Here is a 21,324-nt window from a genome sequence, read left to right as displayed (position 1 = left end):
AGTTTCTCCGCGTAGGCGTTGACACAAGTGGATGGATTGGCGCATCTTGGGAGCGCTCCCGGAACCCGTCCCCAGGAGGAATCCCCATGAGATCGAAATGGTGGGGTGGTCTCGCCGCCCTGCTCTGTGGCGCCGCCGCCGTCCTGGTTGCCGCTCAGCCCGCTCAAGCCGCCACCGGCTTCAGCGTCGCCGGCACCAAGATCATCGACGCCAACGGCAACCCGTTCGTGATGCGCGGCGTCAACCACGCCCACACCTGGTATCCGACCCAGACCGCCACCTCCCTCGCCAACATCAAGGCCCTCGGCGCCAACACCGTCCGCGTCGTCCTCGCGAGCGGCCAGCGCTGGACCAAGAACGACACCGCCGACGTCACAAACGTCATCTCGCAGTGCAAGGCCAACCGGCTGATCTGCGTGCTGGAGGTGCACGACACCACCGGGTACGGCGAACAGGCCGGTGCCGCCACCCTCAGCCAGGCCGTCGATTACTGGATCTCGGTCAAGGCGGCCCTCGAAGGCCAGGAGGCCTACACGATCCTGAACATCGGCAACGAGCCGTACGGCAACGGCAGCACCGCGTCGAGCTGGACCGCCGACACCAGGTCCGCCATCAGCCGGCTGCGCGCCGCCGGCTTCCAGCACCAGATCATGGTGGACGCCCCGAACTGGGGGCAGGACTGGCAGTTCATCATGCGCGACAACGCCGCCTCGGTCTTCGCCGCCGACCCGAACCGCAACACCGTCTTCTCGATCCACATGTACGGCGTCTTCGACACGGCTGCCGAGATCACCGATTACCTCGGCCGGTTCCAGACCGCCGGCCTGCCGATCGTGGTCGGCGAGTTCGGTTTCGACCACTCCGACGGCAACCCCGACGAGGACACCATCTTCGCCACCGCCCAGTCCCGGGGCATCGGTTACCTCGGCTGGTCGTGGAGCGGCAACGGCGGCGGCGTCGAGTACCTCGACATGGTCACCAACTTCAACCCGGCCCAGCTGACCACATGGGGCCAGCGCATCTTCAACGGCGCGAACGGCATCAAGGCGACCTCGGCCGAAGCCTCGGTCTTCGGCTCCCAGCCGTCGTCACCGACCTCGTCGCCGTCGTCCTCCCCCTCCACGTCCCCGTCGACCTCGCCGTCACCGTCGATCTCGCCCTCCTCGTCACCGTCGCCGAGCACGCCCACCGGCGCCTGCACCGCGAGCTACTCGACCGGCAGCTCCTGGCCCGGCGGTTTCCAGGGCACGGTCACCGTCAAGGCCGGCAACGCCGCGATCAACGGCTGGACCGTCACCTGGACCTGGCCCAACGGCCAGCGCTTCACCAACTCGTGGAACGCCACGGTGACCACCTCGGGTGACACCGTGACCGCGAAGAACGCGCCCTACAACGGCCAGCTCGCCGCCGGCGCCTCCACCAGCTGGGGTTTCACCGCCTCCAGCGCGGCCACGAACACCGCACCGTCCTCGGTGGCCTGCAGCACTCCCTGACCCACCCCCTTCCTCGCGGCGCCGTGCCGGATCCCCGTCACGGCGCCGCCCTTTTTCTTCGGCCCCGGGTGGTGGACCGTGCCCCGGGAGACGACTCGACCCCTTGCCGTGGTTCGATCAGCTGCGTGTACCCGCGCAGCTACCGCGACCTGTTCACCCTGGTCCGCCGGCGCCCCCGGATGTACCTGATCAAGGACGACTTCCCGGGGGTCGTCGCCTATGTGCAGGGTTGCGACCAGGGCAACGCCTCCGCGCTGCTGAGCGGGTTCCGTGAGTGGCTGGTCGTCCGGGCCGGCGGTGGCAGCAATCTGTGGTGGCCGGCCCTGATCCTGCGCCTCCTCGATCCGGATGCGCCGCCGCTCGCCACCGAGCTGGACGCACAGACCGACGCGCGGGCGGTGGCGCTGCTCTTCGAGTGCCTCGACGAGTTCCTGGAGCTGCGCGACGAGTACGACGGGCTGCGTCGCATCCACGCGGCCTATGCGGCCTGGGAGCGGACCGGTCTCGCGGACTGGCCCCGGCCGCGCCGCGCGCCGGAGTACCAGCCCATCACCGACCCGCAGACCGAAGGGTGATCCGTGCGCACCGTCGAACTGCTGCTGGACGCCGGCCTCGACGCCGCCGTGCGGGACCAGTGGCGCCGCCTGCACGCGGCCGGGCTGCGCAGCCTGGCGACACACACCCATCCGACGAATCGGCCGCATCTGACCCTGGCGGTGGCGGAGTCGGTCGACGGGCTGCCGGTGCTGCCGCTACCCGTACCCCTGCTGCTCGGCCCGGCGCGATCACTCGGCCGCGCCCTGGTCCGCGCGGCCGACTCGCCGGAGCTCCGGGCCCTTCAGGCGCGGGTGTCGGCGGCGCTGGCGCCGAACCCGTGGCACGCGCCCGAGGCCTGGACCCCGCACGTGAGCCTGGCCCTCAACATGCCGGTTGACCAGCACGAACGCGCGCTGGAACTGCTGGCCGGTCTGGAACCGCTGGCGGGCACGTGTGTGGCTGCCCGCAGTTACGACACCGAGACACGCACGGTCACCGAGTACGTTTGACGGGTGGACACTCCGACGTTCGGGAACCGGTTCGCCACCGACCTTCCGGAAATGGCGGTGCCCTGGCAGGGCGCCGATTTCCCCGACCCGACCATGCTCGTGCTCGACGAGCAGCTCGCCACCGAGCTCGGATTCGCCCCGGATTGGCTGCGCGGCCCCGAGGGCGTGCGACTCCTGGTCGGCGCGGAATGGCCCACCGGGGCCACTCCGGTCGCCCAGGCCTATGCCGGGCACCAGTTCGGCGGCTATTCGCCGCGGCTCGGCGACGGGCGCGCCTTGCTGATCGGCGAGCTGACCGTTGCCGGCGGCGGCTTGCGGGACCTCCATCTGAAAGGCTCCGGGCGTACGCCTTTCGCCCGCGCCGGCGACGGCCTGGCAGCGGTGGGCCCGATGCTGCGCGAATACGTGGTGAGTCGCGCCATGCACGCGCTGGGAATCCCGACGACGCGGTCGCTGGCCGTCGTCTCGACCGGGCGCAAGGTGCGCCGCGAGGAGAACCTGCCGGGCGCGGTCCTGGCCCGGGTCGCGGCGAGCCACCTGCGGGTCGGCAGCTTCCAGTACGCGCGGGCCACCGGTGACGCCGGCCTCCTGAAGCGGCTCGCCGACCACGCGATCGACAGGCATCATCCGCAGGCACGCGACGCCGAGCGACCCTATCTGGCGCTGTTCGAGGCCGTGGTCGCGGTGCAGGCCGGGCTCATTGCGCAATGGATGCACGCCGGATTCATCCACGGTGTCATGAACACCGACAACATGACCATTTCCGGGGAGACCATCGACTACGGCCCTTGCGCATTCCTGGACGTTTTCGACCCGGCGACCGTTTACAGTTCGATCGATTCCGGCGGCCGTTACGCGTACGGTAACCAGCCGCCCGTCGCCCATTGGAACCTGGCCCGTCTCGCCGAATCCCTGCTGCCGTTGTTCGACGACGACCAGGACAAGGCGATCGCCCTCGCCACGGATGCCCTCGGCGGCTTCGGCGCCCATTACGACACGGCCTGGATCGCCGGGATGCGCGCCAAACTCGGTCTCACGAATGCGGTTCCCGACGAGGACGTCCGGTCGCTCGGGGAGGACCTGCTCGTGCACCTGCGCGACAACAGGCTCGATTACACGTCGACGTTCCGTGACCTCGACGCGGCGATCAGCGACGCTGCGTGGCTGGCCCGCTGGCATGCCCTCGACCCGGACCGGTCCGCAGCCCAGCGCCGCAATCCGATCTACATCCCCCGCAACCACCTCGTCGAGGAGGCGCTGACGGCGGCCACCGGCGGTGACCTCGAGCCGCTGCGGGAACTGATCAGCGCGATCGATGCGCCGTTCGACGAGCGACCGGGTCTGGAACGCTACGCCGAGCCCGCGCCGGACGGCTTCGGCGCCTGCTACCAGACGTTCTGCGGCACCTGACCCGGCGACCCCGCCTCCAGCCACACCTCCAGGGCCGCCGGCGCGAACACCTCGTCGAGCGCGAGGTGCACCGCGCCGGTGACCCCGGCGACCTCGGCCGGCAGGGTGGACTCCTCGATCCGCAGGTCGTGGGTGGCCAGGGGCAGCGCCCGCTTGTAGATGGCCTCGCGGATCGTGTCGAGCGCACCCTCCCCGGTGATGCCGCCGAGCACCACCAGATCCGGGTTGTAGAAGCTGACCAGGGTGGCGAGGGTGCTGCCGAGCAGGGCCGGAACGCCGGCGACCGCACCACCGCTCACCACCGCCTCGAGACATCCGAGGTTGCCGCACCGGCAGATGATGTTCCCGCCCTCGGGGATCGCCACGTGCCCGATGTCGCCGGCCGAGCCGTTCGCGCCACGGTAGAGCCGGCCGTCCATCACGATCGCCGCGCCGATGCCCACGCCGGCATGGACGTAGAGCATCTGCCCGGCGTCGTTCCCACCGGTACGCAGCTCGCCGAGCGCCATCAGATTGACGTCGTTGTCCACCCAGACCGGCGCCGACCAGCGGGCGCGCAGCCGATCCCGGATCGGGAACCGGTTCCAGCCCGGCATGATCGGCGGCACCACCGGCAATCCGGTACGGAACTCGACCGGCCCGGGCACACCGACACCGACCGCCCAGACCGGCCTGGTGATCAACTCGTCGGCCAGGCGCTCCACCACGGCCAGCACCGACGCCGGCCCGTCGGCGACGTCCACGGCGAGCCGCCGGGTGGCGAGCATCGTGCCGGCCAGGTCGGCGACCCCGACGACGAGACCGTTGGCGGCGATGTCGACGCCGAGGACGACACCGCGCTCGGCACGTAGCCGGAGCCGCCGTGGCGCGCGCCCACCCGACGAGGGTGCCAGCCCGGCACCTTCGATCAGACCGGCTCGTTCCAGCTCGGACACCCGTTGCGCGACGACGCTGCGCCCCAGCCCGACACGCTCCACCAGCATCGGCTGCGTGATGTCGGTGCTGCCGCGCACGGCGTTGAGGATCATTGCCAACCCGTTGATCCGTTCGCTGGCCACGCATTCACCCTAGTCAACTTCTTCCGGTTAGCGGAAGAAGTGCGTCCGCAGAGGCACGCACCGCCGGACAAAGGCGTACCCAGCCGAAGACGAGCCCCACCGGCAGAACCGTGCCCAGCCGAAGGCGAGCCCGCCTGCAGAACCGTGCCCAGCCGAGGACGAGCCCCACCGGCAGAGGGCGCCCCGCCTCTAGACGGATCCCGCCGGCAGCCGGGCCCTTCTCCCGACAGACGACCGCCCCGCCGGCAGGAGTCGGTCTGCCGGCGGGGCGGTCGAGGGATCGGTCGATCAGGCAGCGGCGCAGCTCAGGCCGGGAGCGGAGGCCGCCCCACTGGCCAGGAACCCGAACTGGGCCGTGGCCCCCGGCGCCAGGCCACCGTTCCAGGAGACGTTGCGCACCGTGACAGTGGAGCCCGACGTGGACAGGACGCCGTTCCACGCCTGGCTGACCGACTGCCCGCCGGCGAGCGTCCACGTGACCGTCCACCCGTTGATCCGCGACGCGCCGGCGGTCACGGTGATCTCACCCTGGAACCCGCCCTGCCAGGAACCGGTGGTGCGGTAGGCGGCCGTGCATGCCCCCGGTCCGGGCGGCGGCGAGCTGGGCGAGGACGACGGCGACGAGGAGGCCGACGGCGACGAGGACGGCGACGAGGTCACGGACGGTGACGGCGACGGCGGGTTCGGAGCGTTACTCGCCAGGCTGTAGGCGAGGTCGGGCTGGAAGGAGCCGGCCGCGTACCGGCATCCGTCGGCCTCGCCCGGCGGCTTCACCCACAGGTATCCGTCGATGTTGGCGTCACCGGTGTTGACGGTCGGGTACTGGCCGATCCGGCGGTCGGTGTTGTCGTCCCCGCACCAGTCACCGCTCGCGCCCCCGTTGCGGCTCGTGTCGATGACCTGGCGTTTACCGGTGACGCCCTGCCCGTTCAGCGACGCGATGATCGCCCGCCCGTAGTTCGCCTCCGCGCTAGTCGGGTTGAAGTTGGACACGTTGGTGTAGAAGCCGTCGGCGTCGGCGATGCCGGCGGCGACGAGCCGGCCGGCCTGGTCGCCGGCACTGTTCCAGCCCGAGTGACCGGCGTCGAGGTAGACCTTGGCGTTCGGGTTGGCGGACTTGATGGTCCGGGTGGCGGTGCGCAGCGCCTGGTTGCGCGCCGCCAGCTCGGAGCTGCTCAAACAGGTCAGCAGGGCGATCGAGTCGGGTTCGAGAATGATCACGACGGTGCGGTCGGCGAGGCCGGCGGCCAGGTTGGAGATCCAGGTCTGGTACTGCGTGAGGTCCGGTGCGCCGCCGGAACTGGCGCCGCCACAGTCGCGGTTGGTGATGCCGTAGACGGTCAGGACGGGGATCTGACCGGCTGCGTTCGCGGCGCCGACGTAGCCGGACACCTCGGAGCGGACGGTGCCCACGTTGAAGTTGGACAGCCAGCGCGAGGAGGGCTGGCTGACGATCCGGTCGCGGATGACGGCGGCACGTGGGTCGGAGCCGTTGGCGGCGACCCAGCGCGCGGCGGCCGTGTCGGGGTCACGGTAGAGGGTGCCGCTGATGGTGCCGGCGTCGGCGGTTCCGGTGGCGAAACCAATGCCTGCGGCAACAACGGCACACGTCGCGAGAACAGCGGTACGGGAACGGGTCATGAAACTCTCCTCAGGGGGATTGGGAGCGCTCCCAAAAATATCGCGGACTGGCACAATAGGCAACAGTCAATTGCGATTTCGAAAGATCTACATTTCGGGAATGTCATTGCACGCGCATCGAAGCCACACTGGGGCCGTTGCGATCCGGCCTGTGTTGGCACCGCATCTGCAAGAAACCCTCGAATGCCTGGCGGCCGGCGAGACCGCCCGGGAAATGGCGGCGCGACTGTTCATCTCACCCAACACCGTCAAGTCCCGGCTCAAGACGCTCTACCAGCAGCTCGGTGCCCGGGACCAGGCACACGCCGTCGCCATCGCATTCCGGCTGGGCATCCTCCGAGCCACGGACGACCCGCACCAGCGACCTGTAGTGATCGGCGGCCTCAACCCCGATCGACTACGCACCACGATCGCCGACCTGACCGCGTTGCTCCGCATGGCGGAGCACGACCCCGACCTTCCCGACTACCAAGAGGTGCTGCGGGAGGTGGCCGCCCTGGCCACCAACCCACACACCGACCCGCACGCGACGCTGCGGCGCATCGCGAGCATGGCCGGGGGCGCATCCGACGACCCCGTGGCCGCTGCCTGACCGACCTCCATCAGCCGAGGGGTCTCATCCCGCCGGGGAGGCGACGGGATGGGGCTCCGGCTGCAACAGGCGATCAGCTCCCGGCCGCCGAACCGCCGGCGACCAGGTCCGAGCCGGCGAACCGCCGGCGACCAGGTCCGAGCCGGCGAACCGCCGGCGACCAGGTCCGAGCCGGCGAACCGCCGGCGATCAGGTCCGGGCCGGCGAACCGTCGGCGACCGGCCACACCGCATCGTCGATCGCCAGCCATGGCGCGGCCGCGACGGCGGACGGGGTGAGCCCGGCGATCGCCCGGGCCTCGCGATGCAGGTGCGACTGGTCGGCGTACCCGCTCTCCACGGCCACACCGGCCGCCGGGCACCCGGCGGCGAGCAGACGAGCGGCCCGGTCGAACCGCGCCAGCCGGGCGGCGGTCTTGGGTGAGATGCCGAGTTGGGCGCGGAAGCGGGACCACAGACGCTTCCGGCTCCAGCCGACCTCGCCGGCAAGGTCCTCGACCCGCAACCGGCCACCCGCGACAAGCGTGCGACGCCAGGCGTACGCCACCGCCGCATCCACCCGCGGCCGCCCGGCCGCCGCACGTCCGAGGATCTCCGTCGCCACCGCGAACCGCTGCTCCCAGGACCCGGCCGTCCGCAGGCGCTCCTCGCCGTCCGCACCCCACACGCCGGCGAGCGGAACCACCGCCCCGCTGAGTTCGGGCGCGGCGCCCAGCATCGATGACGCCACCACCGGGTCCAGCCGGACCTGAAGGATCTCGCCGGTCCGCCCACCCACCCGCAGGTCGCCGGGAAGCAGACCGGCCACGACGCTGCCCCGCTCCCGGCCGCTGCCGGTGTCGCAGACCAGGCCGTCGCTCAGGTCGATGAGCAGGGTGACCGACGGGTGGGCGACCATCGCGATCTCCACCGATTCGGGCGGCTCGGGCGCCTCGGGCCGCTCGCGGGACTCCCGCCGCTCGGGCGGCTCGGGCCGCTGGGGCGCGGGGTGCCGGAACCCGGCCATGCTGACGCCTGGCAGCGGCACGGGCGCGCGCGGCACCGCGATCTCCACCCGGGACCAGTCCAGCGGTGCCACGCCGGCAGTCTATGTCGCGTGGCCGAGCAGGAGCCCGGCCAGCGGCTCCGGCGCTTCCAGCATGGGTACGTGGCCCACCCCGTCCAGCACGGCGATCCGGGCGCCCGGCACCACCTCGTACTCATGCACCGACCCCGGGTCCCAGCGTGGATCGGCCGCCCCGAACACCGCCAGCACCGGAATGCCGAGACCGGCCAGCCGGTGCGGGACGGTCCGTTCCTCGATGTAGTCGGAGTTGCGCCTCAGGACCGTACTCATCGCCCGGTAGGTGATCTGGCGGGAACCGGCGACGAAGCCGTCCGGGATCGGTACCGCCCGGGCGAGTGTCGCTCCGATCCCCCGGCGTGTCATCGCATCCGTGCGCACCGCCCAGAGCAGCGGGCCGAACGGCGGGGCCAGCAGCGCCCGCAGGACCAGCGGCTGCCGGCGGAACGCCGCGGCGCTGGGCCCGGTGCTGACCAGAGCCAGGGATCGCACCAGGCCGGGGCGCTGCTCGGCGAGGGCGGTGGCGATGTACCCACCGCTGGAGTGCCCGGCCACGGCTGTCGCCGTCAATCCCCGCCGGTCCAGCTCGGCGGCGACGGCCGCGGCCTGATCCGCGACGCGGTAGGACGGCGCCGGAGGGGAGGCACCGTGACCCGGCAGATCCATCCGGATCACGTACCGTTCGGTGGCGAGGGCGGGGATCATCGGGTCCCAGCTGGCGGCGCTGGCGCCCGACCCGTGCAGGAGGAGCAGCGGCGGCGCGGAACGGGGCCCGTCGTGGACCACATGCAACGTCATGCCACCGACGATCCCCGGCCCGCCGGTACGCCGTCTTGGACGAATGTCGCGCCCCGGCCCCTCAGGACAGCGGGACCGACCCGGCCCCACCGCCCGCGCCGCCCCGGTCTTGCCGCGCTCCGGATCGTGTCGGCTCTCGGGCCGGCTTTCCGGGCCTGCGCTGTCGTCGCCGACATCGCCACGAGATCTGTGGAGAGTAAGCGAATTGTGGACAACGGCTCCGTGGAGTCTGGCAGGGGTTATAGGCCCCACTCCAAGATCGCAGCGCGGGGTGGGTGAGGCGGCGCACGTAGAGCACGGGGTGGGTGAGGCGGCGCACGCAGAGCACGGGGTGGGTGAGGCGGCGCACGCAGAGCACGGGGTGGGTGAGGCGGCGCACGCAGAGCACGGGGTGGGTGAGGCGGCGCAGCTGGGCGACGACGCGCAGTCAGGCGACGTCGGGCCTGGTCATCAGCGGCGACCGCAGGTGGACTTCAAGGTCCGGACCGGTCAGGGGTACGGTGTGCCACGTCACCACCGCCGTCGCGCGGCCGGCGTCGAGCACCAGGCGTACCCGGTGCGGTGTGGTGATGACGTAGAGGTCGGCCACGAACGTGTCGCCCTGCCAGGCACCGGTGGCGACGACCGGGCGGCCCAGCGGTGCACTCTCCCGCCACCCGCCGTGGCCGGCGGCAACCTTGATCGACGACCCGAGCCGCAGGTGCCAGCCGCCGTCCACCGGCTCGACGACCACCGCGGTGCCGCCGGGCAGCGCGGAACCCGCGGCGGAGGCGTCGATCGTCGCCGTGGCGGAACGGGCCGGATCGGCCGAACCCGGCACCAGGGGGAGCGACAGCTGCCGCAGCCGCTCGGCGAGGGCTTCGTCGTCGCCGGGACTTTCCGCGCCGTCCAGTCCGGGCAGCAGGCATTCGGCGACGACGCCGGGCAGCGTGGTCGTCTGCTCGACGGCGGCGGTCATCACGACGACCAGGTCGTGGTCCGGCATCACCAAGCAGGACTGCCCGAACGCCCCGTTACCGTGGTAGCCGTGCCGTGACATCCAGAACTGGTACCCGTACCCCTGCAGGAATTCGGGGTTGGGCGGCACGTCCGGATCCGGCAGCGTGCCGATGTGGCGCCGGGTGGCCAGCCGCACCCACTCACGCGGCACGAGCCGGCGGTCACCCCGGAGGCCGCCGCGCAGCAGCAGCTCGCCGAAGGCGGCGACGGCCTCGGTCGTCAGGTGCAGGCCGTGGAACCCGAAGGCCGCGCCGCTCGACACCCGGTCCCACTCGGCGTGGTCGATGCCCATCGGCTTGAGCAGACGCTCGTCGAGGAACTCCGGCAGGCCGCGGCCGGTGACCCGTTCCACCATCCGGGCCAGGACGTAGGTGGTCGCGTTGTCATAGGTGTGCCGGGTGCCCTCGGGGTGCGGGAACGGTACGCGCAGGAAGCCTTTCACCAGGTCACCCGGTTCCAGCTCCCACGCCTCGCCGAGACTGTCCGTGTCGTGCCCGGCCGTCATGGACAGCAGGTGGTGCACGGTGAGCCGCCGCGCCTGCTTGGAGATGCCCGCCGGCGCGTGGTCGGGCAGCACGTCCACCACCCGGTCGGTCAGGGCGAGCAGCCCGTCAGCGATCGCCAGCCCGACGGCGACCGAGGTGAACGACTTGGTCAGCGAATAGAGCAGGTGCGGGCGATCGGCCGAGTACGGCGCCCACCAGCCCTCGGCGACGACGTGACCGTGCCGGACGATCATGAGTGAGTGCAACTCGGCGGCCTCGTCGTCGAGCCGGTCCAGCAACGCGGCGACGGATCGTGCGGAGACGCCGGAGGCCGACGGCGTCGAACGCGGCAGCAGTGAGGGCTGGGAACGCATTCGCGGACATTAACAACGTGAGCGGTACGGGCGCCCGCCCTTTATCCCCGCCGCAGGGTGTCGCAGGCCGCGTCGAGGACGGCTTCGCGCAGCTCCGCCGGCGGGGTCGACGCGGGAAGCACGACCGTGCAGTCGCCGAGGCCGCCGATCGCCATCTGCGCCCGCACCACGTCGGCCAGCACCGGCGCCGGCCCGGTGAGCAGGGCGACCATCCGCTGCCGCCACCCGGCCACCGCCGCCGCCAGGTCCACGACGGCGAGGATGCTCGGCTCCCGCATGATCATGGCGGTGATGTCGCGATGGCGGTAGGTCGCGTCGAAGTAAGCCCCGAGCAGCTCGCGGGCGTCCACCCCGTCACCGAAGGGCGCCAGCGCCGCCGACACGTCGTCGATGAGCGGCTGCACCAGGCTGCGTACCAGCTCCTCACGCGAGGCGAAGTGGTAGTAGAGGGCCGGTTTCGTCACGCCCACCCGTGATCGAGCGGATGGGCCTGCTCGCCGAGGTCGAGGCCGCCCGGACCCGCAACGACTCGATCACCCTGCTCCGGGAGGGCCGGCGACCGCTGACCGTGCAGACGAAGGACCTGCTCAGCGGCATCACCACCCGGCACGTGGAAATCATGCGCGGCACCCTTGCGGCGCTGCTGCACGAGCGCACCCGCGACGACGTCGACTACCGCTTCGGCACCGTCATCGAGGCCGTCGACGGCATTACCGCCGCGCTGTCCGACGGCACCACAATCGAAGCAGACCTGATCGTCGGCGCCGACGGCCTGCACTCCGGTGTCCGCCGGATGGTCTTCGGCCCGGAACGGGAGTACCGCCACTTCCTCGGCGCCTACCTGGCCGTCTACACCCTCCCCGACGTCCTGGGCACCGGCCCGACAGTTGCCGCCTTCACCGCGCCCGGTGTCGCCGCCACCGTCTACCCCACACTGACGCCCGGAGTGTCCCGGGCCCTGTTCCTGGTGCGCACGCCGACGGAAGTCCCCCGGGAACCGGCGGCGATCCGCGCACTGATCGGCGATCGGCTGGGCCGGCAGGCCGAACCGGTGCTCGACCACTTCGGGACGGCCGGCGACCTCTACTTCGACGACATCTCCCAGATCCGGATGAACTCCTGGTCGACGGACCGGGTCACCCTGGTCGGCGACGCCGGGTACGGCCCCGGCCCGGCCGTGGGCGGCGGCACCAGCCTGGCCGCCGCCGGCGCTTACGTCCTCGCGGGGGAACTGGAGCGGGACCGGGCCGGTGCGCTGCGCCGGTACGAGTCACGGCTGGCCGGCCCGGTCCGGCACAGCCGCGACATCGGCCCGTCCGTCCTGAACGCGATCGTCCCGCGCGACCGGGCACAGGTCTGGGTGACGGCTCAGGCCACCCGCCTGATCCCGCACCTGCCGGGGGCGGTGCGGCGCCGGCTCACCTCGTTCGGCGGCGGGCCGGCCGCGATGCTGGACGGGCTCACCGTTTGAGGGCGGGCAGGGGCAGCGGCAGCCCCGGCAGGCCGTCGATGCTGGTGGCGATGTCGTCCTTCTTCCGGAAGTACGCGTCGAGCGACTCGTCGTCCTCGCGCGCGAACCGCCGTTCGTGCAGGTCCCGGTCGCTGTCGTAGGTCATGAAGGGCACCGCGTACCCGCACGTGTCCCGGATCAGGGCCGCCGACACCACGATGATCGCCCGGAGCCCGTGCGGCTCCGGGTCGATGCCGGGGAAGTGCGCGACAAGCGATGACCAGCGGGGGTCGTCGCGGAACACCGGCTCACCGGTGCCGTGGATCCGGACGATGTCCGGCGGGCCCTGGAAGGCGCACCACATCAGTGTGATCCGCCCGTTCTCCCGCAGGTGGGCGACGGTCTCCGCGTTGCTGCCGGCGAAGTCCAGATAGGCCACGGTGTGCCGGTCGAGCACCGCGAGCGAGCCGCGCAGCCCTTTCGGCGACAGGTTGACCGTCCCGTCGCCGGCGAGCGGCGCCGTCGCGGTGAAGAAGATCGGCTGCTCCTCGATGAACTCACGCAGCCGATCGGTGATCTCGTTGTACGTCTTCCCCATGCCTTGACGCTAGTCGGCGGGGGAAACCGATATCGACGGCTGTCCACCGCTGCAGGTGAGGTCCACCTCGAGGCCGGCCGCGGGGTTGTCGACCGAGCGGAACTCACCCTCGTCGTCGTCCTGCTCGGCCACCGCCCAGCCCTGCGCCGGCGCCATCGACAGGATGCGGGTGCAGTCCGCGACGACCAGGCCGGCCGCCGTGGTGAAGGACCGGCCGGCGGGCGGCGCGGACGCGACGGACGACGCCGGGGTGGCGGACGCCGGGGCTGCGGACGGCGGGGATCCGGCGGGCGACGAGGGCGGGACGGGGGCGGGCGCGGCCAGTTCCCGTTCGACCTGTTCCTCGCTCATGGGCGCGGCCTGCGGGTCGGTCAACCCGCTGCCGACCAGGTTGATGCCGACCACCCCGACCAGCACGGCGAGCGCCACCGCCACCAGCCAGCCCCCCACGATCACCAGAGAACGCACCACTGCACTATGCGCCGGTCGCCGATAAGCTCCGCACCCGGCACTGATAAGAGAAGGTTAAGGCCGGACCGGCCGGCCCGGAACGGCGGATACGGTTTCCCCCGTGGCCCGACTGCTGTTGATCGAGGACGACCCGGGAATCCGGACGACTCTGCTGCGCGCGTTGCGCGAGCGAGGGCATGCCGTCGCGGCCTCCCCCGCCGCGATGGACGGCCTGCAGACCGCCCTCGCCGAACGCCCCGACCTGATCGTGCTGGACCTGGGGCTGCCCGATCTGGACGGCCGCGAGTTGCTGCGGATGCTGCGGGCGGTGAGCCGGATCCCGGTGATCATCGCTACGGCCCGTGACGAGGAGACGGAGATGGTGCGGCTGCTCGATGCGGGAGCCGACGACTACGTGGTGAAGCCGTTCACCGCGGCGCAGCTCGACGCCCGGATCCGCGCCGTGCTGCGGCGCAGCGGCGAGCCCGCGGAGAGTCCGGTTCTGACCATCGGCGGGCTGAGCATCGACGTGGCCGCGCGGACGGTCACCCTCGACGGCGGACCGGTGGAGCTCAGCCCGCGCGAGTTCGACCTGCTGCACCACCTCGCGCAGCGGCCCGGCCAGGTGGTGACCAAACGTGAGCTGCTCAGCGAGGTGTGGCAGGTGCCCTACGGCGGCGCCGACAAGACCGTCGACGTGCACCTGTCGTGGCTGCGGCGCAAGCTCGGCGAGACCGCGCAGGAACCCCGCTACCTGCACACCGTGCGCGGGGTGGGCGTCAAACTGAGCAGTCCGGCATGAGGGCCCGGCTGGCTTGGCTGGTCGCCGGCACCACGGTGCTGGTGCTGCTGGCGTTCCTGGTGCCGCTCGCCGTGCTGGTGCGTGACTTCGCCGAGGACCGGGCGCTGAGCCGGGCGAACGACGTGGTGCGCACGGTGGTGCCGCTGGTGTCTGACGAGAACGGTCTGCGTTTGTCCGTTACTGCTCAGCCCGTACCGGTAACTGTCTTTCTTCCTGATGGAAGCTGGATCGGCGCGCCCGCAGTGCCCACCCCTGCGGTCCGCCTCGCCGAGGCCCGGGGTCGCGCACTGAGCGTGAGCACCGAGGAGGGCCGCGAGATCGTCGTCCCGGTGGTCGGTGCCGGTGGCAGCACGACGGTGGTGCGCACGCTCGTCACCGACGAGGAGCTCCGGCAGGGCGTGACGCGGGCCTGGCTGACACTTGCCGCACTCGGTCTCGCACTGATCCTTCTCGGACTGCTGGTCGCCGACCAGCTTGCCCGTGCGATCACCAGGCCGATCACCGAGCTCTCCGACGTGTCGCATCGTCTGGCATCGGCGGAGTTGACCGCGCGGGCCCGGCCGTCCGGTCCGCGCGAGCTTCGCGAAGTGGCCGGGGCTCTCAACCATCTCGCAGGCCGCATTCAGGAACTGCTCGCCGCGGAACGGGAACAGATCGCCGACCTCTCCCACCGGGTGCGCACACCGCTGACCGCGCTGCGGCTGGAGGCCGAGTCGCTGCGCGATCCGGAGGAGTCCGCACGAGTGTCCTCAGCTGCGGACGAGGTGGCGCGCGCGGTGACCGCGGTGATCCAGCAGGCACGCCGCCGGGACGCCCCGCCCGCCCGATCCTCCTGCGACGCGACAGCCGTGGTCCGCGACCGGGTCGCCTTCTGGGCGGTCCTCGCCGAGGACACCGGCCGATCCGTCACCCAGACGCTGCCGGATCAGCCGCTGCCGGTCGCGGTGGCCGCCGACGACCTCGGCGCCGCCCTCGACGCCCTCCTCGGCAACGTCTTCGCCCACACCCCCGACGGAACGTCGTTCTCGGTCACGCTCACCCGCCGCACCGGCGGCGGCGCCATCCTGGAGGTCGCCGACGAAGGCCCCGGCTTCCCACCCTCCGCGGCCCGGCGCGGCGTCTCCGCCGGCGGCTCCACCGGCCTCGGCCTCGACATCGCCCGCCGCGCCGCCACCGCCTTCGACGTCGGCACCGGCGCCTCCGGCGGCGCGGCGGTGCGCATGGAGATCTCCGCCTGACGCCGACTTCCCTGGTGTACGCCCACACATGCACGTGCCTGGCGGTCCGCGCGACCATCTGCCGTGCCGGGCCGCGGCGCGTCACCCGCCCCGCGCATCCGCGAGGTTATTCTGGCAAGGCATGACGGATTCCCCCGGATCGATCATGCCCACCACCGACCTCGAGCGGCACGTGGCCGCCTACTGCGCGGCCTTCGCCACCGGCTCCGCCGATGCCGTGGACACCTTCTACGAGCCCGGTGCCGTGCTCGTCCCGCAGCCCGGCGCCCCGGTGACCGGCCGGTCCGGTCGCGCCGCCGCCTACGACCACCTGCTCGGCTTCGGCGTCCCGATGGCCGCGGCGGCCCGGCACCTCTACGTCGCCGGGGACATCGCCCTCGCCGTCGTGGACTGGTCGATGCGGGGCACCGCCCGCCAGGGCTACCCGCTCGACCTCCGGGGCACCGCCGCCGACGTGCTGCGCCGCGGCGCCGACGGACGCTGGCGTTACGTGGTGAACAACCCGTTCGGCACCGGGTCGTAGCCGTTCGCGCGCCCAGCCCTCGCGTGTTGTGACCGTTCGCGCCCCGTCCTCGGACATGACAGGACGCGCCCCGGGCGAGAGTCGCCCGGGGCACGTCGGTGCAGTGCGGGATCAGTCGTCGTCGCCGTCCCGGTCGTCGTCCGCGTCGTCGCGGTCGTCGTCCGCGTCGTCCTTGTCGTCCGCGTCGTCCTGCTCGGCGTCGTTGCGGACGACCTCGCCGGTCGCCGCGTCGATGTCCAGGTCGTGCTCGACCGTACCGGCCTTCACCTCGACGTCCCAGACCTGCCGGCCGTTCTCGTCGTCCCGCTCGATCTCCTCGACCTGACCGTTCGCGACGGCCTTCAGGGCGATCTCCCGGGCCTGCGCCTCGGTGATCTCGGTACCGGCGGCCGGTGCCGCGGAGCCGGAACTGGATTCCGCCCCGGTGGAAGCCGGTGCCGACGAACCGGCGCCCGACGGCACAGCGCCGGACTCGGCCGGAGCCACCGTGGTCGCGCTCACCGACGGGCTCGGGGTCTCGACGGCGAGTGCGGTGCCGGCGATGCCCAGGGCCGCGAGCGTCCCGGCAGCGAACACCACGCCGGCCTTGGTCTTCGTGATCATCGGTAGTACCTCCTGGTCCGTTGTGACAGGTACACCATGACCCGGACCGCGATATCGGGACGCTGTGTGATCGCTAAGACAGTGATAAGGCCGTGGCACGATCACCGGGTGACCGAGCCCGACACCCCAGACGGCGCGTCGCCTTCCGCCGCCCACTCCCTGCCCGCGTCGCGTTCCGGCGCCAAATCCCCAGCCCCGCCCGCGTCGCCTTCCGGGCCCCACTCCCCGACTCCGCCCGCGTCGCCTTCCGGGCCCCACTCCCCAACTCCGCCCGCGTCGCCTTCCGGGGGTCGACCCCGGTCCCCGGCCGTGTCCGAGCGACTGGCCCAGGCCGTCGCGCTGCGGGCCGGCGGCGAACCTGGACAGGCCCGTCCGCTTCTGCTCGCCCTGCGTGCCGAGTTCCCCAGCGACCCGGAGATCGCGCGGCAGACCGCCTGGGTCCACGACGTGCTGGGGCTGGAGGCCGAGGCCGTCCCGCACTATCGGGCGGCGATCGCCGGCGGCCTGCCCGACGCGGACCTGGCGGACACGATGCTGGGCCTGGGCAGCACCCTGCGGGCCCTCGGCCGCGACGACGAGGCCGAGGAGGCCTTCCAGGCGGCGCTGCGCCGGTTCCCCGGTCATCGGCCGTTGCGGGCCTTCCACGCGCTGCTGCGCTACAACGCCGGTGACGCCCGGCAGGCTGTCGCCGAGCTGCTGCACCTGCTGGTCGAAACCACGGCAGACCCGGACATCCAGCAGTACGGCCGCGCGCTCACCTCCTATGCCGACGACCTCGACCGCGGCTGGCTTGCCTCGTAGGTTGGCACATCGGAATCCTGTACCGGCGTTATATAACGACGATACGATACCCCCATGAGTCCTCGCGCCGCTGATCCGCACATCCGGACGCTGCTTGTCGAAGCCGCCGCCCGGATCCTCGCCGAGGAGGGGCCCGCCGCGCTGACCAGCCGGCGGCTGGCGATCGACATCGGCACGTCGACGATGACCGTGTTCTCCCGCTTCCGAAACATGGCGGAGCTGCACTCGGCGGTTCGTGAGGAGGGTTTCAGCCGGCTCAACTCCCGGATCGACGAGCTGCCGGCCACGGACGACCCGGTCGCCGATCTGGTCGCCACCGGGTCGGTGTTCTTCGCGAGCGGGGTCGACAACCCGCATCTCTACCGCGCGATGTTCCTGGACCCGCCACCGGAGGAGGACGCTCTCGGTGCGGGCACCTACGAGCGCCTGCTCGACCTGGTCCGGCGTTGCCTGGCGGCCGGGCGTTTCACCGACGGACAGGACAACCTGGCACCGGTCTGGGCGGCGCAGCTGTGGAGCATGCGGCACGGCATGGTGACCATGACCGTCTCCGGGATGCTGCCCAGCGAGCAGGCCCGGTTCGTCCTCGACGACATGACATTCCGACTTCTCGTGGGCTACGGCGACGACCCGGCCCACGCACGCGAGTCGATCGAGCGAGGGAGAGTCCATGCAGCATGAGACGACACTGTGGGAGCGCACCGGCGGCATCCCCGGCCTGATCCAGTCCTCGCTGCCGCCGGTGGTCCTGGTGCTGGCGAACTCGTGGTGGGGCCTCTACCCCGCCATCGCGGCGGCGGCCGGCGCGGGCGCGGCGGTCCTGCTCTACCGATGGTCCCGCAAGCAGCAGCTCCGCCCGGCTCTCGGCGGTTTCGTCGGGGTGGCGGTGGCCGGCTTCCTGGCCGCTCGCAGCGGTGAGGCGCGTGACTTCTTCCTGGCCGACCTCTGGTGGTACGCGGTCGCCGCCCTCCTGTGCGCCATCTCCGTCCTGGTGCGCCGGCCGCTGGTCGGTGTCGTCTGGAGCGTCATGCAGGGCAAACCGCTGTGGTGGCGGCACGATCGGGTGTCCCTGCACCGCTACGACATCGCCACCGCCGTGGTGGCCGCCGTGTTCACGGCCCGGTTCCTGGTCCTCCACCGCCTCTACGAGCACAACGAGGTCGGCTGGATGACCTTCTCGAAGATCGCCATGAACTATCCGCTGTGGGCGGCGGCCCTGCTCGTCGTGGTGTGGGCGGTGCGCCGGTCCGACAGCCGGCTCAGCTACTGCACCAGGGAGGCGGCATGAAACTGTTCCGGCGGGACGCCGGTCCGGAAACCCGGGCGACCCTGGAGAGCGAGGTCCGGCGGCTCGGCGCCCTGATCGGCGCCGAGGAACCAGATCTCGTCTCCTTCGAGCGGCGGGACGGCGGCCACCCCACGGTCGAGGTCGACGACGAGGGCTTCTACCACTACGTGGTCATCGAGCGTGGCGAAGAGTTGCAGCACCGCCGGACCGGCGACCGCGACGAGATCCTCTACTGGGCCCTCGAGTCCACCACGCAGACGATGGCCGGCCGGTGGGCCCAGCACCACCCGGCCGACGGCCAGGAGCATCGCGTAACCAGATGGATCAAGCAGTTTGAGCTGCTCCACGCGCTGAATCCGGCATGGGCACAACGACGCCGCGCCGAGCTCATCGAGTTCCTCTCCCCCACCAATCTGCCCGAAGAAGGCGTCCCCCCGCTGCCGCTCCCGTAAAGCGATTCCGCCCGACGACCGGCTCAGGATTCGGCCTTGCGGGCCCGGAAGGCGACCATGTTCATCCGGTTGCCGCAGCGGACACTGCAGAAACGTTTCGAGCCGTTGCGGGAGAGGTCCACGAAGATGCCACCGCAGTCGTCGGCGCCGCAGACGCGGAGGCGGTGGGTCTCGTTGGTCCGGATCACGTCGATGAGAGCGAGGGCTGCCTCCACCCGGATGCGCTCGGCGAGCGGGGCGTCCGGGTCTGTGGCGTGGATGTGCCAGTCCAGGTCGTCGTGCCGGGCCAGGTACGGCGAGGCGTTCGCCTCCCGCAGCATCCGGTTGACGACCTCCACCATGGCGTCGCGGTCGAGCGTCCAGGTGTCGCGCAGCCGTGCCCGGGCCTGACGGACCGCGTCCAGCTCAGCCTGATCACGGTCGATGCGACCCGTGTAGATGTACCTGTTCAGCAGATCGCCGAGCTGCTGAACCGTGACGAGCTCGTCGTCGCCGGTTCGCGAACGGCCAGCCTCGGTGTTCACCAAGGCGACCACGAAGTCCAGCGACTCTTCAGTGTCAGGGGCAAAAAGCAATTTGACTCGTCACCTCGATCGGCCTAGCGTCAGGAGCGTATCCAAATTAGCTCATGACACAGCGGCCCGCCGGACGGCCGCCGCCAGAGAGGGGCATCCCGTGAAGCCGCAAACCATCGGGCTGATCGCCGCCATCACGTCGGCGGCCACGTTCGGCACGTCCGGCGCGTTCATCAAACCGCTCCTGGAGGCCGGCTGGTCCCCCGCCGCCGCGGTCACCGCCCGCGCCCTGATCGCCGGATTCCTGCTGCTCCCCCTCGTGCTCTTCTCGTTGCGCGGCAGGTGGGACGCCCTGTGGCGCGGCCGCTGGCGAATCGTCGGCATGGGCGTCATCGCGGTCGCGTTCACCCAGCTCACCTACTTCGCCTCGATCAGCCGGATCCCGGTGTCGACCGCGTTGCTGGTGGAATACCTGGCACCCCTGCTGCTCGTCCTCTGGGTCTGGCTGACCACGCGCCGCGTGCCCCGGCCGGCCGTCCTGCTGGGCTCGGCGCTCGCCATCGGCGGCCTGGTCCTCGTGATCGGTCCCGGCGCACTCCAAGCCGTCGACCCGATCGGCATCATGCTGGCGTTCGCGGCGGCCATCGGGTGCGCCGTCTACTTCGTCGTCGCCGCCCGCCCCTCCGACGGGCTCCCGCCGGTGGCCCTCGCCGGCGTCGGCCTGCTGCTCGGCGGCGCCGTCCTCGGCCTGATCGGACTGACCGGGCTGGTGCCGTTCACGGCCACCTTCACCGACGTGGCGCTGCTCGGCAACACCGCACCGTGGTGGGTGCCGCTCATGGTGGTGGCCGTCTTCGCGACCGCCATCGCCTACGCGACAGGCATCTTCGGTTCCAGCCGCCTCGGCTCCCGCCTGGCGTCCTTCGTCGGCCTGCTCGAAGTGGTGTTCGCGTCCATCTTCGCCTGGATGGTGGTGGGCGAGACCCTCACACCGCTCCAGATGGTCGGCGGCGCCCTGATCCTCGCCGGCATCGCCTCCATCCCCGCCGAGCCGGCCACCCCGGCCGCACCCGAGGTGGCCGAACCTAAAGCCCCCGCAACGGTGTGATCCCGCACCAAGCCCTCGCAACGGTGTGATCCCGCATCCTGATCAGGAACGGGCCGGGGCCGTGCTCACGGCCCTAGGCCCGTTCCTGCTCACAGTCTCGGACCCCAACGAGCACACAGCCCCGGGCCCCAACGAGCTCACGGCCCCGGGCCCCAACGAGCACCCCGCCCGCCCATAGGCCCGCGCCAGCCGGACCCACGCCGCGCAAGCCCACGCCGCGCAAGCCCACGCCGCGCAAGCCCACGCCGCCCGAGCATGAGCCGCCACGATCCGGTCAACCTGAGCGGAACTGCACGACGACCGGCACCCCTCTTGCCCCGACGCCTCGTCATTGACCGGAGGAAATGCCCTGTTGATCTGCTAGCGCTACGAAATCGCTGTGATCATGGGGTGTAAACCGCGATTTCGCATCGCTAGCGACTCTGTTGCCCATTTGGTGTGGTGGGCGTGTCGGCTGGCGTGTGGTGGTTGGTGGTGGCTGGATGGTCGTGGTGTGGTGGGCTTCCTGTGTCCTGCCGGGGGAGGTAGTGGTCGATGT

At 71.5% G+C, this 21,324-nt stretch carries 24 protein-coding genes; 14 read left to right on the top strand and 10 right to left on the bottom strand.

Annotated features, from left to right (window positions below):
* Positions 1-86 precede the first annotated feature (86 nt).
* The 4 genes from LPA41_RS35305 (at position 87) to LPA41_RS35290 (ending at position 3,949) form a co-directional block, all read left to right on the top strand.
* Positions 87-1,493 (top strand): cellulase family glycosylhydrolase, encoded by a 1,407-nt coding sequence (locus LPA41_RS35305; RefSeq protein WP_229075597.1) that lies wholly within the window; start codon positions 87-89, stop codon positions 1,491-1,493.
* A gap of 125 nt (positions 1,494-1,618) precedes the next feature.
* Positions 1,619-2,068, top strand: a complete 450-nt coding sequence (locus LPA41_RS35300; RefSeq protein WP_229075596.1) for a hypothetical protein — start codon at positions 1,619-1,621, stop codon at positions 2,066-2,068.
* Positions 2,069-2,071: 3 nt separating this feature from the next.
* A complete protein-coding gene (locus tag LPA41_RS35295) occupies positions 2,072-2,539 on the top strand; it encodes a 2'-5' RNA ligase family protein (protein WP_229075595.1) in 468 nt (155 codons plus the stop codon).
* A gap of 3 nt (positions 2,540-2,542) precedes the next feature.
* Positions 2,543-3,949, top strand: a complete 1,407-nt coding sequence (locus LPA41_RS35290; protein WP_229075594.1) for a YdiU family protein — start codon at positions 2,543-2,545, stop codon at positions 3,947-3,949.
* Here the strand turns inward: LPA41_RS35290 and LPA41_RS35285 are convergent.
* Entirely contained in the window at positions 3,925-5,007 is a 1,083-nt protein-coding gene (locus tag LPA41_RS35285; protein WP_229075593.1) for an ROK family transcriptional regulator, read from the bottom strand. The genes LPA41_RS35290 and LPA41_RS35285 overlap by 25 nt on opposite strands.
* Before the next feature lie 288 nt (positions 5,008-5,295).
* A complete protein-coding gene (locus LPA41_RS35280) occupies positions 5,296-6,648 on the bottom strand; it encodes a glycoside hydrolase family 6 protein (RefSeq protein WP_229075592.1) in 1,353 nt (450 codons plus the stop codon).
* A 151-nt stretch (positions 6,649-6,799) separates the two neighbouring features.
* Here LPA41_RS35280 and LPA41_RS35275 point away from each other — a divergent pair, with 151 nt between their 5' ends.
* Positions 6,800-7,240 (top strand): helix-turn-helix transcriptional regulator, encoded by a 441-nt coding sequence (locus LPA41_RS35275; RefSeq protein WP_229075591.1) that lies wholly within the window; start codon positions 6,800-6,802, stop codon positions 7,238-7,240.
* Between the two features lie 189 nt (positions 7,241-7,429).
* On the opposite strand, the gene LPA41_RS35270 is transcribed toward LPA41_RS35275, so the two are convergent.
* The 4 genes from LPA41_RS35270 to LPA41_RS35255 all read right to left on the bottom strand — a co-directional run bounded on the left by LPA41_RS35270 (position 7,430) and on the right by LPA41_RS35255 (position 11,422).
* Positions 7,430-8,317: an AraC family transcriptional regulator gene (locus LPA41_RS35270; RefSeq protein WP_229075590.1), complete on the bottom strand. Its 888-nt coding sequence runs from the start codon at positions 8,315-8,317 to the stop codon at positions 7,430-7,432.
* Between the two features lie 9 nt (positions 8,318-8,326).
* A complete protein-coding gene (locus LPA41_RS35265) occupies positions 8,327-9,100 on the bottom strand; it encodes an alpha/beta fold hydrolase (protein WP_229075589.1) in 774 nt (257 codons plus the stop codon).
* Between the two features lie 427 nt (positions 9,101-9,527).
* Positions 9,528-10,958 (bottom strand): serine hydrolase, encoded by a 1,431-nt coding sequence (locus tag LPA41_RS35260; RefSeq protein WP_229075588.1) that lies wholly within the window; start codon positions 10,956-10,958, stop codon positions 9,528-9,530.
* A 41-nt stretch (positions 10,959-10,999) separates the two neighbouring features.
* Entirely contained in the window at positions 11,000-11,422 is a 423-nt protein-coding gene (locus LPA41_RS35255; RefSeq protein ID WP_229075587.1) for a TetR/AcrR family transcriptional regulator, read from the bottom strand.
* A gap of 8 nt (positions 11,423-11,430) precedes the next feature.
* Here LPA41_RS35255 and LPA41_RS35250 point away from each other — a divergent pair, with 8 nt between their 5' ends.
* Positions 11,431-12,429, top strand: coding sequence for an FAD-dependent monooxygenase (locus LPA41_RS35250; RefSeq protein ID WP_229075586.1), 999 nt, complete (start codon positions 11,431-11,433; stop codon positions 12,427-12,429).
* On the opposite strand, the gene LPA41_RS35245 is transcribed toward LPA41_RS35250, so the two are convergent.
* A complete protein-coding gene (locus LPA41_RS35245; protein WP_229075585.1) occupies positions 12,419-13,006 on the bottom strand; it encodes a pyridoxamine 5'-phosphate oxidase family protein in 588 nt (195 codons plus the stop codon). The genes LPA41_RS35250 and LPA41_RS35245 overlap by 11 nt on opposite strands.
* A 9-nt stretch (positions 13,007-13,015) precedes the next feature.
* The gene (locus LPA41_RS35240; RefSeq protein ID WP_229075584.1) at positions 13,016-13,474 is read right to left on the bottom strand and encodes a hypothetical protein; all 459 of its coding nucleotides are present in this window, start codon (positions 13,472-13,474) and stop codon (positions 13,016-13,018) included.
* Positions 13,475-13,577: 103 nt separating this feature from the next.
* On the opposite strand from LPA41_RS35240, the gene LPA41_RS35235 reads away from it, so the two are divergent.
* The 3 genes from LPA41_RS35235 to LPA41_RS35225 all read left to right on the top strand — a co-directional run bounded on the left by LPA41_RS35235 (position 13,578) and on the right by LPA41_RS35225 (position 16,019).
* On the top strand, positions 13,578-14,258 hold the full coding sequence (locus tag LPA41_RS35235; protein ID WP_229075583.1) for a response regulator transcription factor: 681 nt from the start codon (positions 13,578-13,580) through the stop codon (positions 14,256-14,258).
* Complete coding sequence (locus LPA41_RS35230; protein ID WP_229075582.1) at positions 14,255-15,496, top strand: HAMP domain-containing sensor histidine kinase; 1,242 nt, start codon at positions 14,255-14,257, stop codon at positions 15,494-15,496. The genes LPA41_RS35235 and LPA41_RS35230 overlap by 4 nt, the downstream gene beginning before the upstream one ends.
* 121 nt (positions 15,497-15,617) lie before the next feature.
* Positions 15,618-16,019: a nuclear transport factor 2 family protein gene (locus LPA41_RS35225; protein WP_229075581.1), complete on the top strand. Its 402-nt coding sequence runs from the start codon at positions 15,618-15,620 to the stop codon at positions 16,017-16,019.
* A gap of 111 nt (positions 16,020-16,130) precedes the next feature.
* Here the strand turns inward: LPA41_RS35225 and LPA41_RS35220 are convergent, their stop codons facing one another.
* On the bottom strand, positions 16,131-16,622 hold the full coding sequence (locus LPA41_RS35220) for a PepSY domain-containing protein (protein WP_229075580.1): 492 nt from the start codon (positions 16,620-16,622) through the stop codon (positions 16,131-16,133).
* Positions 16,623-16,931: 309 nt separating this feature from the next.
* Here LPA41_RS35220 and LPA41_RS43125 point away from each other — a divergent pair, with 309 nt between their 5' ends.
* Genes LPA41_RS43125 through LPA41_RS35200 form a run of 4 tightly spaced genes read left to right on the top strand, consistent with a single transcriptional unit; the run spans position 16,932 to position 19,163 of the window.
* A complete protein-coding gene (locus LPA41_RS43125) occupies positions 16,932-17,423 on the top strand; it encodes a tetratricopeptide repeat protein (protein WP_229075579.1) in 492 nt (163 codons plus the stop codon).
* A gap of 54 nt (positions 17,424-17,477) precedes the next feature.
* On the top strand, positions 17,478-18,104 hold the full coding sequence (locus LPA41_RS35210; protein ID WP_229075578.1) for a TetR/AcrR family transcriptional regulator: 627 nt from the start codon (positions 17,478-17,480) through the stop codon (positions 18,102-18,104).
* Complete coding sequence (locus tag LPA41_RS35205) at positions 18,094-18,711, top strand: DUF3159 domain-containing protein (protein ID WP_229075577.1); 618 nt, start codon at positions 18,094-18,096, stop codon at positions 18,709-18,711. Before LPA41_RS35210 ends, LPA41_RS35205 begins: the two co-directional genes overlap by 11 nt.
* Positions 18,708-19,163 carry an Imm63 family immunity protein gene (locus tag LPA41_RS35200; RefSeq protein ID WP_229075576.1) on the top strand — a complete coding sequence of 152 codons (456 nt, stop codon included), beginning with the start codon at positions 18,708-18,710 and terminating at the stop codon, positions 19,161-19,163. Before LPA41_RS35205 ends, LPA41_RS35200 begins: the two co-directional genes overlap by 4 nt.
* A gap of 23 nt (positions 19,164-19,186) precedes the next feature.
* Here LPA41_RS35200 and LPA41_RS35195 read toward each other — a convergent pair whose 3' ends face one another.
* Complete coding sequence (locus LPA41_RS35195) at positions 19,187-19,699, bottom strand: CGNR zinc finger domain-containing protein (protein ID WP_308036661.1); 513 nt, start codon at positions 19,697-19,699, stop codon at positions 19,187-19,189.
* 139 nt (positions 19,700-19,838) lie between these two features.
* Between LPA41_RS35195 and LPA41_RS35190 the strand changes: the two genes are divergently transcribed.
* Positions 19,839-20,786, top strand: a complete 948-nt coding sequence (locus tag LPA41_RS35190) for a DMT family transporter (protein ID WP_229075574.1) — start codon at positions 19,839-19,841, stop codon at positions 20,784-20,786.
* Positions 20,787-21,324: the final 538 nt, after the last annotated feature.

The sequence above is a fragment of the Actinoplanes sp. DH11 genome (assembly GCF_020873875.1).
Taxonomy (GTDB): Bacteria; Actinomycetota; Actinomycetes; order Mycobacteriales; family Micromonosporaceae; genus Actinoplanes.
The sequence above is the reverse complement of the archived record's forward strand: the minus strand, read 5'-3'. Positions and strand labels throughout refer to the sequence as shown.